At 60.3% G+C, this 15033-nt stretch carries 15 protein-coding genes; 14 read left to right on the forward strand and 1 reads right to left on the reverse strand.

Translation table 11 applies throughout. The features are described 5' to 3' along the window. Positions 1–3 precede the first annotated feature (3 nt). The 7 genes from ACOYXI_RS25080 to ispD all read left to right on the forward strand — a co-directional run bounded on the left by ACOYXI_RS25080 (position 4) and on the right by ispD (position 7769). A complete protein-coding gene (locus ACOYXI_RS25080; protein WP_064586192.1) occupies positions 4–951 on the forward strand; it encodes an acetyl-CoA carboxylase carboxyltransferase subunit alpha in 948 nt (315 codons plus the stop codon). Between the two features lie 145 nt (positions 952–1096). Next, positions 1097–2413, forward strand: coding sequence for a tRNA lysidine(34) synthetase TilS (gene tilS, locus ACOYXI_RS25085; protein ID WP_461675428.1), 1317 nt, complete (start codon positions 1097–1099; stop codon positions 2411–2413). 274 nt (positions 2414–2687) lie between these two features. Further along, the gene (locus tag ACOYXI_RS25090; protein ID WP_003222153.1) at positions 2688–4319 is read left to right on the forward strand and encodes a CTP synthase; all 1632 of its coding nucleotides are present in this window, start codon (positions 2688–2690) and stop codon (positions 4317–4319) included. A 4-nt stretch (positions 4320–4323) separates the two neighbouring features. Next, positions 4324–5169 (forward strand): 3-deoxy-8-phosphooctulonate synthase, encoded by an 846-nt coding sequence (gene kdsA / locus ACOYXI_RS25095; protein WP_098967470.1) that lies wholly within the window; start codon positions 4324–4326, stop codon positions 5167–5169. 156 nt (positions 5170–5325) lie between these two features. Continuing rightward, positions 5326–6615: a phosphopyruvate hydratase gene (gene eno / locus ACOYXI_RS25100; RefSeq protein WP_003222156.1), complete on the forward strand. Its 1290-nt coding sequence runs from the start codon at positions 5326–5328 to the stop codon at positions 6613–6615. Between the two features lie 171 nt (positions 6616–6786). Next, entirely contained in the window at positions 6787–7065 is a 279-nt protein-coding gene (gene ftsB, locus ACOYXI_RS25105; protein ID WP_007964293.1) for a cell division protein FtsB, read from the forward strand. Further along, a complete protein-coding gene (ispD, locus tag ACOYXI_RS25110) occupies positions 7062–7769 on the forward strand; it encodes a 2-C-methyl-D-erythritol 4-phosphate cytidylyltransferase (RefSeq protein WP_027611041.1) in 708 nt (235 codons plus the stop codon). Before ftsB ends, ispD begins: the two co-directional genes overlap by 4 nt. 143 nt (positions 7770–7912) lie before the next feature. Here ispD and ACOYXI_RS25115 read toward each other — a convergent pair whose 3' ends face one another. Beyond that, positions 7913–8809 carry a LysR family transcriptional regulator gene (locus ACOYXI_RS25115; RefSeq protein ID WP_095138366.1) on the reverse strand — a complete coding sequence of 299 codons (897 nt, stop codon included), beginning with the start codon at positions 8807–8809 and terminating at the stop codon, positions 7913–7915. Positions 8810–8924: 115 nt separating this feature from the next. Here ACOYXI_RS25115 and ACOYXI_RS25120 point away from each other — a divergent pair, with 115 nt between their 5' ends. The 7 genes from ACOYXI_RS25120 (at position 8925) to ACOYXI_RS25150 (ending at position 15028) form a co-directional block, all read left to right on the forward strand. Beyond that, positions 8925–10037, forward strand: coding sequence for an S-(hydroxymethyl)glutathione dehydrogenase/class III alcohol dehydrogenase (locus tag ACOYXI_RS25120; protein ID WP_027611042.1), 1113 nt, complete (start codon positions 8925–8927; stop codon positions 10035–10037). 65 nt (positions 10038–10102) lie between these two features. Continuing rightward, complete coding sequence (fghA, locus tag ACOYXI_RS25125; protein WP_134785548.1) at positions 10103–10948, forward strand: S-formylglutathione hydrolase; 846 nt, start codon at positions 10103–10105, stop codon at positions 10946–10948. Positions 10949–10991: 43 nt separating this feature from the next. After that, positions 10992–11465, forward strand: coding sequence for a 2-C-methyl-D-erythritol 2,4-cyclodiphosphate synthase (ispF, locus tag ACOYXI_RS25130; RefSeq protein WP_027611044.1), 474 nt, complete (start codon positions 10992–10994; stop codon positions 11463–11465). Beyond that, positions 11462–12520: a tRNA pseudouridine(13) synthase TruD gene (gene truD, locus ACOYXI_RS25135; RefSeq protein ID WP_461675429.1), complete on the forward strand. Its 1059-nt coding sequence runs from the start codon at positions 11462–11464 to the stop codon at positions 12518–12520. Before ispF ends, truD begins: the two co-directional genes overlap by 4 nt. Continuing rightward, positions 12508–13257 carry a 5'/3'-nucleotidase SurE gene (surE, locus tag ACOYXI_RS25140; protein WP_047601272.1) on the forward strand — a complete coding sequence of 250 codons (750 nt, stop codon included), beginning with the start codon at positions 12508–12510 and terminating at the stop codon, positions 13255–13257. The genes truD and surE overlap by 13 nt, the downstream gene beginning before the upstream one ends. A 41-nt stretch (positions 13258–13298) precedes the next feature. Then, complete coding sequence (locus ACOYXI_RS25145) at positions 13299–13934, forward strand: protein-L-isoaspartate(D-aspartate) O-methyltransferase (protein WP_169841266.1); 636 nt, start codon at positions 13299–13301, stop codon at positions 13932–13934. 212 nt (positions 13935–14146) lie between these two features. Further along, positions 14147–15028, forward strand: a complete 882-nt coding sequence (locus ACOYXI_RS25150; RefSeq protein ID WP_098967475.1) for a peptidoglycan DD-metalloendopeptidase family protein — start codon at positions 14147–14149, stop codon at positions 15026–15028. Positions 15029–15033 lie beyond the last annotated feature (5 nt).

The following is a 15033-nucleotide window of genomic DNA, read 5'->3' on the forward strand; positions in this document are numbered from 1 at the left end:
CCTATGAACCCGAATTTTCTAGATTTCGAACAGCCGATCGCCGACCTGCAAGCCAAGATCGAAGAGTTGCGCTTGGTCGGTAATGACAATTCGCTGAATATCGGCGATGAGATCTCCCGCCTGCAGGACAAGAGCCGCACGCTGACCGAAGACATCTTCGGCAAGCTGACCAGCTGGCAGATCGCACGCCTGGCGCGTCACCCGAAACGCCCGTACACCCTCGACTACATCGAGCACATTTTCACCGAGTTCGACGAACTGCACGGTGACCGTCACTTCTCCGACGACGCGGCCATTGTGGGCGGCGTGGCACGTCTGGAAGACCAGCCGGTGATGATCATCGGTCACCAGAAGGGCCGTGAAGTGCGCGAGAAGGTGCGCCGCAACTTCGGCATGCCGCGTCCGGAAGGCTACCGCAAGGCCTGCCGTCTGATGGAGATGGCCGAGCGCTTCAAGATGCCGATCCTGACCTTCATCGACACCCCGGGTGCTTACCCGGGCATTGACGCTGAAGAGCGTAACCAGAGCGAAGCGATTGCCTGGAACCTGCGCGTGATGTCGCGCCTGAAGACCCCGATCATCGCCACCGTAATCGGTGAGGGTGGTTCCGGCGGTGCACTGGCGATCGGTGTCTGCGATCAGCTGAACATGCTGCAATATTCGACCTACGCGGTGATCTCGCCGGAAGGTTGCGCTTCGATTCTGTGGAAAACCGCCGAAAAAGCGCCGGATGCCGCTGAAGCTATGGGCATCACCGCCGAGCGCCTGAAAGGTCTGGGTATCGTTGACAAGGTGATCGGCGAGCCTCTGGGCGGCGCCCACCGTGATCCGGCCGCTGCCGCTGCGTCGATCCGTGCCGAGCTGAGCTCGCAACTGGCGATGCTGAAGAAGTTCGACAACGAAGCGCTGCTCAAGCGTCGTTACGATCGTCTGATGAGCTACGGTCTCTGACAGATCTCGCAATACCCAATGTGGGAGCGGGCTTGCTCGCGAAAGCGGTATAACAGTCGACAGATGTGTTGATTGTTTAAACGCCTTCGCGAGCAAGCCCGCTCCCACATTTGATTTGGGCAAACAGTTAGATAGGGGTCAGTCCGTGAGTGATCTGCCGTCCCGGCTTCTGCTGAACGTTGCAGCCTGGCGCAATGCCAGGACCTGGCGCGTGGCTTTCTCCGGTGGTCTCGATTCCACCGTCCTGCTGCATCTGCTGGCCCATCTCGCCCAACACCATTCCCTGCCGGCGCTCAGCGCCATCCATATCCACCATGGCCTCCAGGCTGCGGCTGATGCGTGGCCGGCGCATTGTCAGTCGGTCTGCGATGCGCTGGGTGTGCCGCTGCACGTGATGCGGGTGACGGTGCAACCCGGCGCCAGTCTTGAAAGAGCGGCGCGGGAGGCGCGGTATGCGGCGTTCGCATCGCTGACCGAGGCTGGGGATTTGCTTCTGACAGGTCAGCACCGTGATGATCAGGCCGAAACCCTGTTGTTTCGTTTAATGCGCGGTGCCGGTGTTCGCGGACTTTCGGCGATGCCGGCGCAGCGACCGTTGGGGCAGGGCGTGCTGCTGCGGCCATTGCTCGACGTGACGCGCACCGAGCTTGAGGCTTACGCCCGCGCGCACCAGTTGCGCTGGATCGAAGACCCTTCGAACGAAGATCGGCAGTTCTCGCGCAACTATCTGCGCCATCAGGTGTTGCCATTGCTCACGGCGCGCTGGCCGCAGGCGCAGGCGAGCATGGCCCGCAGTGCGGCGCACCTGCGTGAGGCGCAAGGCCTGCTCGATGAGCTGGCGCAGCTCGATCTCGCGCAAGCCGTCACGCCGAGCGAGTTTTCATGGCTGGGCCTACCGTCGCTGGAGCTGGCGCCGCTGACGAATTTGTCCGCCGCTCGTCAGCGCAATGCACTCAGCCACTGGCTCGAACCGCTGACCCGGTTGCCCGACACTGACCATTGGTCGGGTTGGAACGACCTATGCGGTGCTGCCAGCGATGCATCCCCGGTCTGGCGTCTGGCCGACGGTGAGCTGCATCGCAGCGCCGGCCGGGTATGGTGGTTGAGCGGAGGCTGGCTGCGCGCGCCAGCGGTCAGCGTCGAGTGGCCTGACCCGTCGACGCCGCTACGCTTGGCGAATAACGGGCGTGTCATGTTCAGCGGGCAGACTCCCGTCGGGCCGCTGCGCATTGGCTATCGGCAGGGCGGCGAGCTGATGCATCTGGCGGGACGCGGCCACCGCGATCTCAAGCGCCTGCTCAATGAGCGCGCGGTGCCGGGCTTCGTCCGTGGCAGATTGCCGCTGCTGTTTCGCGGCACAGAATTGCTCGCCGTGGCGAACCTGCCTGGCCTTGACGGGCAGGGGCCGGACGGCTGGAAATTGCATTGGCAGCCAACAGACGAAGATCAAGGTTTGAGATGAAAGGGGCATTCCGGTAGACTACGCTCCCTTCTTGATACAACTTCTGTGGATTCGCCTGAATTGCAGGAGTTGCCGATTACCAAGCAGTCTTTGCTGGGCGATTCCAAAAAATGTGTAGCGAGCAACGTACCGGTGTTTCATCTGCCGGTCTGTCCCAACGCGGCGGTTTTTTTGAAAGGTGCACTGTGATTAATGCAGGTGATCGGGGGCTTCGGCCTTCCTTCGCTTTCCCCGGCGGCTCGTACCGCTTTAACGCAGACTTCTAGGGTTTTTCATGACGCGCTACATATTCGTCACGGGCGGTGTTGTTTCTTCATTGGGGAAAGGCATTGCCTCGGCTTCATTGGCGGCCATCCTGGAGGCGCGGGGGCTTAAGGTCACCATGCTTAAGCTGGATCCGTACATCAACGTCGACCCGGGCACCATGAGCCCGTTCCAGCACGGTGAAGTGTTCGTCACCCACGACGGCGCCGAGACCGACCTAGACCTGGGCCACTACGAGCGGTTCATCCGCACGACCATGACCCAGAACAACAACTTCACCACCGGCCGTGTCTACGAGCACGTGCTGCGCAAAGAGCGCCGTGGTGACTACCTGGGTGCAACCATCCAGGTGATTCCGCACATCACCGACGAAATCAAGCGTCGCATCATCAAGGGTGCCGGCGATGCCGACGTGGCCCTGGTGGAAATCGGCGGTACCGTTGGCGACATCGAATCGCAACCGTTCCTCGAAGCCATCCGTCAGCTGCGTGTGGAAGTCGGTTCCAAGCGCGCGATGCTGATGCACCTGACTCTGGTTCCGTACATCGCCACCGCTGGCGAGACCAAAACCAAGCCAACCCAGCACTCGGTCAAAGAGCTGCGTTCGATCGGCCTGCAGCCAGACGTGCTGATCTGCCGCTCCGACCATCCGGTGGATGTGTCGTCGCGTCGCAAGATCGCACTGTTCACCAACGTTGAAGAGCGTGCGGTGATCTCCCTGGAAGACGTCGACACCATCTACAAGATCCCGGCCGTGCTGCATGCCCAGGGCCTGGACGATTTCGTCGTCGAGCGTTTCGGCCTGCAATGCAATGGCGCCGACCTGTCCGAGTGGGAAAAGGTCGTCGATGCCAAGCTCAACCCAGAGCACGAAGTGACCATCGCGATGGTCGGCAAGTACATGGAGCTGCTGGACGCCTACAAGTCGCTGATCGAAGCGATGAGTCACGCCGGCATCACCAACCGTACCAAGGTCAACCTGCGTTACATCGATTCCGAAGACATCGAGAACCAGGGCACTGCGCTGCTCGAAGGTGTCGACGCGATCCTCGTTCCGGGCGGCTTCGGTCTGCGTGGCGTCGAAGGCAAGATCACCGCCGTTCAATACGCTCGCGAAAACAAGGTTCCGTACCTGGGCATCTGCCTGGGCATGCAAGTGGCGGTTATCGAGTTCGCCCGTAACGTGCTGGGCTGGAAAGACGCCAACTCCACCGAATTCGATCGCGCCAGCGGCCATCCGGTCGTGGGTCTGATCACCGAGTGGGAAGACGCCACCGGCGCGGTTGAAGTGCGTACCGAAGCGTCCGATCTGGGCGGCACCATGCGCCTCGGCGCTCAGGAATGCCTGCTCGAAGCCGGCTCCAAGGTGCACGATTGCTACGGCAAGGACGTGATCGTTGAACGTCACCGTCACCGCTACGAAGTGAACAACAACCTGCTGCCACAAATCATCGAAGCCGGCCTGAAAATCTCCGGTCGCTCCGCTGATGCCGCGCTGGTTGAAGTGGTCGAAGCACCGGATCATCCATGGTTCGTCGCTTGCCAGTTCCACCCGGAGTTCACCTCGACGCCACGTGACGGTCACCCGCTGTTCAGCGGTTTCGTAAAAGCAGCGTTGGCTCAACACCAGAAGAAGGCGTAACCCGATGGCACAGAAGATCATTCGCGTTGGCAACATCGAAATCGCCAACGACAAACCCATGGTGCTGTTCGGCGGCATGAACGTGCTGGAAAGCCGTGACATGGCCATGCAGGTTTGCGAAGAGTACGTGAAGGTCACCGAGAAACTCGGTATCCCTTACGTGTTCAAGGCCAGCTTCGACAAGGCCAACCGGTCTTCTGTGACTTCATATCGTGGTCCTGGCCTGGAAGAAGGCATGCGCATCTTCCAGGACATCAAACAAGCCTTCGGCGTGCCGATCATCACCGACGTCCACGAGCCTGATCAGGCCGCGGTCGTCGCTGAAGTCTGCGACATCATTCAGCTGCCGGCCTTCCTGTCGCGCCAGACCGATCTGGTCGTGGCGATGGCCAAGACCAACGCTGTGATCAACATCAAGAAAGCCCAGTTCCTCGCGCCTCAGGAAATGAAACACATCCTGAACAAGTGCGTGGAAGCGGGTAACGATCAATTGATCCTCTGCGAGCGTGGTTCGAGCTTCGGCTACAACAACCTCGTGGTCGACATGCTCGGCTTCGGCATCATGAAGCAGTTCGAGTACCCGGTATTCTTCGACGTGACTCACTCGCTGCAAATGCCTGGCGGTCGTTCCGACTCCGCCGGCGGTCGCCGCGCCCAGGTCACCGATCTGGCCAAGGCCGGCATGAGCCAGTCGCTGGCCGGTCTGTTCCTCGAAGCGCATCCGGATCCGGACAACGCCAAATGCGACGGCCCTTGCGCCTTGCGTCTGGACAAACTGGAGCCATTTCTGGCCCAGCTCAAAGCCTTGGACGAACTGGTGAAGAGTTTTCCGACGGTAGAAACCGCGTAAAGCTCAATTCTCCGGTAAAGTACCGCACGATTTGTCGCACATGCCCTCGGGCATGTGCGTTGTCGTCTGCAAGCTGCCCGCTGCACACCACTTGCCGACGGTAAAAAGATTTCCTCTAGCTGCGTCGTTTTCGTCAACTTTGGAGTGTTTACAACAATGGCAAAAATCGTCGACATCAAAGGTCGTGAAGTTCTCGACTCCCGTGGCAATCCCACCGTGGAAGCGGACGTGCTTCTCGACAACGGCATCATCGGCAGCGCCTGCGCGCCTTCCGGTGCATCCACTGGCTCGCGTGAAGCGCTCGAGCTGCGTGATGGCGACAAGAGCCGTTACCTGGGCAAAGGTGTGCTCAAGGCGGTAGCCAACATCAACGGTCCGATCCGCGATCTGCTGCTGGGCACCGACCCAAGCGACCAGAAAGCCCTGGACCACGCGATGATCAAGCTCGACGGTACCGAAAACAAGGCAACCCTGGGCGCCAACGCCATCCTCGCCGTTTCCCTGGCTGCGGCCAAGGCGGCTGCACAGGACCAGGATCTGCCACTGTACGCACACATCGCCAACCTGAACGGTACCCCGGGTGTTTACTCGATGCCAGTTCCGATGATGAACATCATCAACGGTGGCGAGCACGCCGATAACAACGTCGACATCCAGGAATTCATGGTGCAGCCGGTTGGCGCCAAGACGTTCTCGGAAGGTCTGCGTATGGGCACCGAGATTTTCCATCACCTCAAAGCTGTGCTGAAGGCCCGTGGCCTGAGCACCGCCGTTGGCGACGAAGGCGGTTTCGCACCGAACCTGGCGTCCAACGAAGACGCGCTGAAAGTGATCTCCGAAGCCGTGGCCAACGCCGGTTACAAGTTGGGCACCGACGTTACCCTGGCGCTGGACTGCGCGGCCAGCGAATTCTACGAAGACGGCAAGTACAACCTGTCCGGTGAAGGCCAGGTGTTCACCGCTGAAGGTTTCGCCGATTATCTGAAAGGCCTGACCGAACGTTATCCGATCATCTCGATCGAAGACGGTCTGGACGAGTCCGACTGGGCTGGCTGGAAGATCCTCACCGACAAGATCGGCGAGAAGACCCAACTGGTCGGCGACGACCTGTTCGTGACCAACACCAAGATCCTGAAAGAAGGCATCGATAAAAAGATCGCCAACTCGATCCTGATCAAGTTCAACCAGATCGGTACCCTGACCGAAACCCTGGAAGCCATCCAGATGGCCAAGGCTGCCGGTTACACCGCGGTGATCTCGCACCGTTCGGGCGAAACCGAAGATTCGACCATCGCCGACCTGGCCGTGGGCACTTCGGCTGGCCAGATCAAGACCGGTTCGCTGTGCCGTTCCGACCGCGTTTCCAAGTACAACCAACTGCTGCGTATCGAAGAGCAGTTGAATGGCAAAGCCAAGTACAACGGTCGCAGCGAGTTCCGCGGCTGAGTGGTAAATGGTAAAAAGACACCGGATTGTGTCGGAAAAGTCGTGACAGCGATGGATTTGCCACTAATCTGATGCCTTACATGCACAAGCCTGGATCTTCCAGGCTTCGTGCTATCAGACGTTTCAAAGTTTTCGCGTGGCTGTCTTTTTTCACTGGATACCTGATATTCGATGCGCAGTCCTTACTGGTTGTTTCTCGTTTTGCTCTTGCTGCTGGCCGGTCTGCAGTACCGCCTGTGGGTGGGCAATGGCAGTCTGGCGCAGGTCGCCGAGCTGAAGCAGCAGATTGCTGATCAGCACGCCGAGAACGAAGGCCTGCTGGAGCGCAATCGGGTGATGGACGCCGAAGTCAGCGAATTGAAGAAAGGCATGGAGACCGTTGAAGAGCGGGCTCGCCATGAGCTGGGCATGGTCAAGGACGGTGAAACCCTTTACCAGCTCGCGCAATGATCGATTCCCTGCCGGCCTTCTGGGCCGTGATTCCTGCCGCGGGCGTCGGTGCCCGAATGGCCGCGGACCGTCCCAAGCAATATCTGCAACTGGGCGGGCGCACAATTCTCGAACACAGCCTCGGCTGTTTCCTTGATCACCCGAGCCTCAAGGGGCTGGTGGTCAGTCTGGCTGTTGATGATCCTTATTGGCCAAACCTGGCTTGCGCCAGCGACTCGCGGATTCAGCGGGTCGAGGGCGGCACGGAGCGTTCCGGGTCGGTGCTGAACGCTTTGCTGCATTTGCATGCGCAGGGTGCCGATGACGATGATTGGGTGCTGGTGCACGATGCGGCACGGCCCAACCTGAGTCGCGACGATCTCGACAAGTTGCTGGTTGAACTGGCGGATGATGCCGTCGGCGGTCTGCTGGCCGTGCCAGCGCGCGATACCCTGAAGCGGGTCGACAAGCACGGTCGTGTGCTTGAAACCGTGGATCGCAGCGTGATCTGGCAAGCCTATACGCCGCAGATGTTCCGTCTCGGTGCCTTGCATCGGGCGTTGGCCGACAGTCTGGTGGCGGATGCGGTGATTACCGATGAAGCCTCGGCGATGGAGTGGGCCGGTCTGGCGCCCCGCCTGATCGAAGGGCGGGCGGACAACCTCAAGGTCACCCGGCCGGAAGACCTGGAGTGGTTGCGTCAACGCTGGGCCAATCGCCGCTAAGTGCTGTGTTGCCTGTTCTGCCGCCTTCGCGAGCAAGCTCGCTCCCACATTTGATTCGCGCCTGACACCCAATCTGCATCCACTGCGGATCCCCTGTGGGAGCGAGCTTGCTCGCGAAGGCGTCGGCACAGACAACCCATCACTCAGCTCCGATACTCCGGCCGCTCGGCCAACCCTTCCTTCAAAAAATCCACCAACTTGCGCACCTTCGGCGACAAATGCCGCTGCTGTGGATACAACGCCCACACCGCCGTATTCGGCGGCTGATGCGCCTCCAGCAGCGAAATCAGCGCACCACTGTGCAAATGCTCCAGCACGTAATAGTCCGGCAACTGACACAGGCCGACCCCTTGCAGCGCCGCATCCAGCACCGCTTGCCCACTGTTGCAGCGCCAGTTTCCCTGTACGCGCTGGGAAAACTCCCGGCCGTTCTGTTCCAGTTGCCACAGGTCCGAGCTGCCGATCAGGCAATTGTGCCGGCTCAGTTCCGACAAGCTGTGTGGGCGGCCATACCGTTCCACGTAGGACGGAGACGCGCACAGGTACATCCGACGCGGCGCCAGGCGGGTGGCGACCAATCGAGAATCCTGCAATCGGCCCAGACGGATCGCCAGATCCAGTCCCTCATGCACCAGATCGAGTTGGCGGTTACTCAGCTCGATATCAACGCGCAGTTGCGGGTATTGCCCCATGAACCGCGTCACCAGCGGCACGATAAACCGCTCGCCATAGGCCACGGCGCAGGTCATGCGCAGCATGCCTTTCGGTTCGCTGGTCAGGTCGCCGACCGCGCGCAGAGCTTCCTCGCGACCGTCCTGCAGGCGCTGACAATGCTGCAGAAAGGTCTGACCGGCTTCGGTCAGGGTCACACGACGGGTGCTGCGGTAGAGCAGGCGCGTCTGTAATCGATCCTCCAGCCGTACGATTTGTCGACTGATGTGTGAGGAAGAAACCCCAAGGCGTTCGGCCGCAGCGGTGAATTGGCTGCATTCGGCGACGGCGACGAACTCATCAATACCTTCCCAGCGGTTTTCGGACATTTGATTATCCCTGTACAGCAATAATATTTTGCATTTGTCCGGATTATTAATCAGTTGGCGCTGAACTACACTGCCGGTCTGGTTTTTTATTCATTGGATTCACTGGAGAGTCAGCATGATCAAGTCGCGCGCCGCCGTTGCCTTCGAGGCCAAGAAGCCGCTGGAAATCGTAGAAGTCGATGTGGCCATGCCCAAGGCCGGTGAAGTGTTGCTGCGCGTGGTGGCTTCCGGGGTTTGCCACACCGATGCCTACACCCTGTCTGGTGCGGATCCGGAAGGCATCTTCCCGTCGATCCTTGGCCACGAAGGTGGCGCGATCGTTGAAGCCATCGGCGAGGGCGTCACCTCGGTCGCCGTCGGTGACCACGTGATTCCGCTGTACACCCCGGAATGCGGCCAGTGCAAATTCTGCAAGTCGGGCAAGACCAACCTGTGTCAGGCGATTCGCGCTACTCAGGGCAAAGGTCTGATGCCGGACGGCACTTCGCGCTTTTCCTACAAGGGCCAAACGATTTTCCACTACATGGGTACTTCGACGTTCTCGGAATACACGGTACTGCCGGAAATCTCCGTGGCGAAAATTGCCAAGGATGCGCCGCTGGAAAAGGTCTGCCTGCTCGGTTGCGGTGTAACCACCGGCATCGGTGCGGTGATCAACACCGCCAAGGTCAAGCCCGGTGACACCGTGGCGATCTTCGGTCTCGGCGGCATCGGTCTGTCGGCAGTCATTGGCGCAGTGAAAGCCAAGGCCGCGCGGATCATCGCCATCGACATCAACCCGGCCAAGTTCGAGATCGCCAAGCAGTTGGGCGCCACCGATTGCGTCAACCCGAAAGACTTCGATCGTCCGATCCAGGAAGTGATCGTCGACATGACCGACGGCGGCGTCGACTTTTCCTTCGAGTGCATCGGCAACGTGCAACTGATGCGCGCGGCGCTGGAATGTTGCCACAAGGGCTGGGGCGAATCGGTGATCATCGGTGTTGCCGGCGCCGGTCAGGAAATTTCGACCCGTCCGTTCCAGTTGGTGACCGGTCGCGTCTGGCGTGGTTCGGCATTTGGCGGCGTGCGTGGTCGTACCGAGTTGCCAAGCTACGTTGACATGGCGCAGAGCGGCGAGATCCCGCTCGATACTTTCATTACCCACACCATGGGTCTGGAAGACATCAACAAGGCCTTCGACCTGATGCACGAAGGCAAGAGCATCCGCACCGTCATTCATTTCTGATCAATCGCGACGCCACGGCTACAGGCCTTGAAGGTTTATAGCCGGGGCCGCGTAGGAGTCTTTACATGAGTCTGGAAAACATCTCCTGTCAGAAAAGTTTCGGCGGCTGGCACAAGCGCTATCGCCACCGTTCCGACGTGCTCGGCTGCGACATGGTGTTTGCCGTGTACCTGCCGCCGCAAGCGGAGCAGGGTGGCAAGCTGCCGGTGCTGTACTGGCTGTCCGGTCTGACCTGCACCGACGAGAACTTCATGCAGAAGGCCGGGGCGATGCGCATGGCCGCCGAACTCGGTCTGATCATCGTCGCGCCGGACACCAGTCCGCGCGGCCCGGATGTGCCGGGTGATCCGGATGGCGCCTGGGATTTCGGCCTTGGCGCCGGGTTCTATCTGAATGCCACGCAGGAACCATGGTCGCGGCACTATCGGATGCATGACTATGTCGTGCAGGAATTGCCTGCACTGGTTGAAGCGCATTTCCCGGCGTCGGACAAACGCAGCATCAGCGGCCACTCCATGGGCGGTCACGGTGCGCTGGTCTGCGCGCTGCGCAATCCGGGGCGTTACCAGTCGGTGTCGGCGTTTTCGCCGATCAACAACCCGATGGATTGTCCGTGGGGGCAGAAAGCATTCTCCCGCTATCTGGGCGAAGACCGTTCCAAGTGGAAAGAATGGGATGCCTGCGCGCTGATTGCTGACGCCGACGAGAAACTGCCGTTGCTGGTCGATCAGGGGGATCGCGATGACTTCCTCGCCACGCAGCTCAAACCCGAAGCCCTGCAACAAGCTGCAAAACAAGCGGGTCATCCGCTGACGCTGCGCCTGCAACCGGGCTACGACCACAGCTATTTCTTCATCTCAAGCTTCATTGACGACCACTTGCAGCATCACGCACGCGCCCTGCGCGGTTAATGCAGGTAGAATCACGCCCTGACAAAAATCGGGGCGTTTTTTTATGCGTATTGGCCACGGCTACGATGTTCACCGTTTCGCTGAAGGCGATTTCATTACTCTGGGCGGCGTGCGTATTGCACACGGCTTCGGGCTGCTCGCTCATTCCGACGGTGACGTCCTGCTGCACGCCTTGAGCGATGCTTTGCTAGGCGCGGCCGCGCTGGGCGATATCGGCAAGCACTTTCCGGACACCGACCCGCAATTCAAGGGCGCCGACAGCCGTGTGCTGCTGCGGCATGTGGTCGCGCTGATCCACGCCAAGGGTTGGAAAGTCGGCAACGTCGACAACACCATCGTCGCTCAGGCACCGAAAATGGCCCCGCATATCGAAGCGATGCGCGCGTTGATCGCCGCCGATCTGCAAGTTGAACTGGATCAAGTGAACGTGAAAGCTACCACCACCGAAAAGCTCGGCTTTGTCGGTCGCGAAGAAGGCATCGCCGTGCATTCCGTTGCCTTGTTGCTGCGCGCATGAACGAACTGCAATTGCTTGGCCCGGGGGCCTATGGCGAACCACTCGGCACTGCGGTTCTGAAAGCCATCGCCGAAGATTTTCAGGTCGATGAAGTGCTCGACATCCCGTTCAGCGGCGATGGTGAGCACCTGTGGATCTGGGTCGAAAAACGTGGCCTGAATACCGAAGAAGCAGCGCGCCGAATTGCCAAGGCCGCCGGCGTGCCGTTGCGCACCGTCAGTTATGCCGGGCTCAAGGATCGTCAGGCGTTGACCCGTCAGTGGTTCAGCGTGCAACTGCCGGGCAAGGCTGATCCGGATCTGTCGGCGGCGGAAAACGACACGCTGAAGATCCTTAAAACCACGCGGCACAAGCGCAAGCTGCAACGCGGCGCGCATTCGGCGAACGGCTTCACCTTGCGCCTGACCCAGTTTGCCGGCGACAAGGATGCGATCGAGCAGCGTCTGCAACTCATCGCCAGGCAAGGCATTCCCAATTATTTCGGCGCCCAGCGTTTCGGCCATGACGGCGGTAACGTCGTTGATGCGCGTGCCTGGGCGGCGCGCAAGGCGCTACCGGAGCAGCGCAATGTGCGCTCGCGGCTGCTATCGACGGCGCGCAGTTTTCTGTTCAATCAGGTACTGGCCGCCCGGGTGGCCGATGGCACCTGGCAGCAGGCGCAAGTCGGCGATCTGCTGGCGTTCACCGACAGCCGCAGTTTTTTCCCGGCCGGTGAGGCCGAATGCAGCGATCCGCGCCTGGCGATTCTCGACCTGCACCCGACCGGTCCGCAGTGGGGCGAAGGTGACTCACCGGCCGCCGGCGCTGTCCATGATCTGGAGCAGGGGATTGCCGAGCGTGAGGCGGATCTGCGCGATTGGTTGATCAATGCCGGAATGAGCCACGAACGTCGCATCCTGCGGCTGCCCATTGGCGGGTTGTCGTGGCATTATCCCCAGCCTGACATTCTGCAACTGGAATTCGTCCTCCCGGCCGGATGCTTCGCCACCGTATTGGTGCGCGAACTCGTTGATCTGGTGCCGGTGGGGCAGACGGACAGCCCATGCGTATTCTGATTTCTAACGACGATGGGGTAACCGCACCCGGTCTCGCCGCGCTTTATGCTGCGCTGGCGGATTACACCGAATGCGTGGTTATCGCCCCGGAGCAGGACAAAAGCGGCGCCAGCAGTTCGCTGACGCTCGACCGTCCGTTGCACCCGCAATACCTGGCCAACGGTTTCATCAGCCTCAACGGTACGCCGACCGACTGCGTGCACCTGGGCCTCAACGGCCTGCTGGAGCGCGAGCCGGACATGGTGGTTTCCGGGATCAATCTCGGTGCCAATCTGGGCGATGACGTGCTGTATTCCGGCACTGTGGCGGCAGCCCTCGAAGGACGCTTTCTCGAGCGCCCTTCGTTTGCGTTCTCGCTGTGCTCACGACAGGTGGACAACCTGGCGACAGCGGCACATTTCGCGCGCAAACTGGTCGAGGCCCACGCCGGGCTGGACCTGCCGCCGCGCACGGTGCTGAACGTGAACATTCCCAATCTGCCGATCGATCATATTCGTGGCATTCAGTTGACCCGTCTGGGCCATCGCGCCCGTGCTGCGGCGCCGATGAAAGTGGTCGACCCGCGTGGCAAGGCCGGCTACTGGATTGCTGCGGCCGGTGATGCCGAAGACGGCGGCCCGGGCACTGACTTTCATGCGGTGATGCAGGGGTATGTGTCGATCACGCCGTTGCAGCTCGATCGCACTTTCAATGATGCCTTCAGAAGTCTCGACGGCTGGCTGGAGGAACTGCGCTGATGGCTCGTGAACACGAAGACAGACTGCGCAGCGGCATCGGCATGACGTCGCAGCGCACCCGTGAACGTCTGATCCAGCGGCTGTATGAAGAAGGCCTGTCCAACGCCAAGGTGCTGGAAGTGATCCGCCGTACGCCGCGTCATCTGTTTGTCGATGAAGCGCTGGCGCACCGCGCGTACGAAGACACCGCACTGCCGATCGGCCACAACCAGACCATCTCCCAGCCTTATATGGTGGCGCGCATGAGCGAGCTGCTGCTGGAGGCGGGGCCGCTGGACAAGGTGCTGGAGATCGGGACCGGTTCGGGATATCAGACAGCCGTGCTGTCGCAACTGGTTGAGCGGGTATTTTCGGTCGAACGCATCAAGGTCCTGCAGGATCGGGCCAAGGAACGCCTGGTCGAGCTTAACTTGCGCAACGTGGTGTTCCGCTGGGGCGATGGCTGGGAAGGCTGGCCGGCGCTGGCGCCGTACAACGGCATTATCGTCACCGCGGTCGCGACCGACGTGCCGCAGGCCTTGCTCGATCAACTGGCACCGGGTGGGCGGATGGTGATTCCGGTCGGCTCGGGGGAAGTGCAGCAACTGATGTTGATCGTGCGTGAAGAACACGGCTTTTCCCGTCACGTATTGGGAGCTGTGCGTTTCGTGCCATTGCTCAATGGCCCGCTGGCCTGAGCATTTATTTGCGGGCGCTGAATTCCTTGCGCTGGCCTGTGTCTTACACCGGCAGTGATGGTTTAAACGCTACGAATTGTCCACGGGCAAACGTGTGCGTGAAGCGTTTTCGCATCTTTAACGGTAAAGCCGGTTCGGCCCGTTATACTTGCGACACTACTTGCCGCGATTCGGCATTCCACATATTTCAGCCACCACAAAGGGAGCGGCGGGTGAGTCTCACAGTCATTGCGCAGCGTATGGGTAACACGAGCTTTCAGCGCCTGGTGACTGGCCTTGTATTGAGCACCTTGCTGGTCGGTTGCTCCAGCACCAAATCGAGCAACGTGCGGGTGGTCGATCGCAACAGCGCGGCGGCCCAGCGTCCGGCCGTCACGACCGGACAGTATGTAGTCCGTCCGGGCGATACGCTGTTTTCCATCGCTTTTCGCTATGGCTGGGACTACAAAGCCCTCGCGGCCCGCAACAATATTCCTACGCCGTATACGATCCACCCGGGTCAGACAATTCGCTTTGACGGCCGCACCGGTTCAACACCGACAGCGGTGGTGAGCAACGGCAGTTCCGCGCCATCATCGTCGAGCAAAACCACGGTCATCCGGCGCCAGGCGAATGGCACGACGACCACCACCGTGACCGGCTCCGGAGCCGCTGCTGCGGGGGCTGCACCGTCCGTCGCGAACAAATCGACTCCGGCTCCGATGCCTCCACCGGGCCCGGCCCCGACCGGCTGGGGATGGCCATCTAATGGCATTCTGATTGGAAAATTCTCTTCAAACGGTAGTTTGAATAAAGGAATTGATATCGCCGGAGATTTGGGACAGCCTGTTTTAGCTGCGTCTGATGGGACGGTGGTTTACGCCGGGAGTGGCTTAAGGGGCTACGGCGAATTAGTCATCATCAAACACAGCGAAACCTACGTCAGTGCCTACGGACATAACCGCAGGCTGTTGGTACGGGAGGGGCAGCAGGTCAAGGTCGGACAGACAATTGCCGAAATGGGGTCCACGGGTACAGACCGGGTGAAACTGCATTTTGAGATTCGCCGCCAAGGTAAACCTGTAGATCCGCTGCAGTTCCTGCCCAAACGTTGATTTGA

The organism is Pseudomonas sp. G3-19, assembly GCF_054855875.1.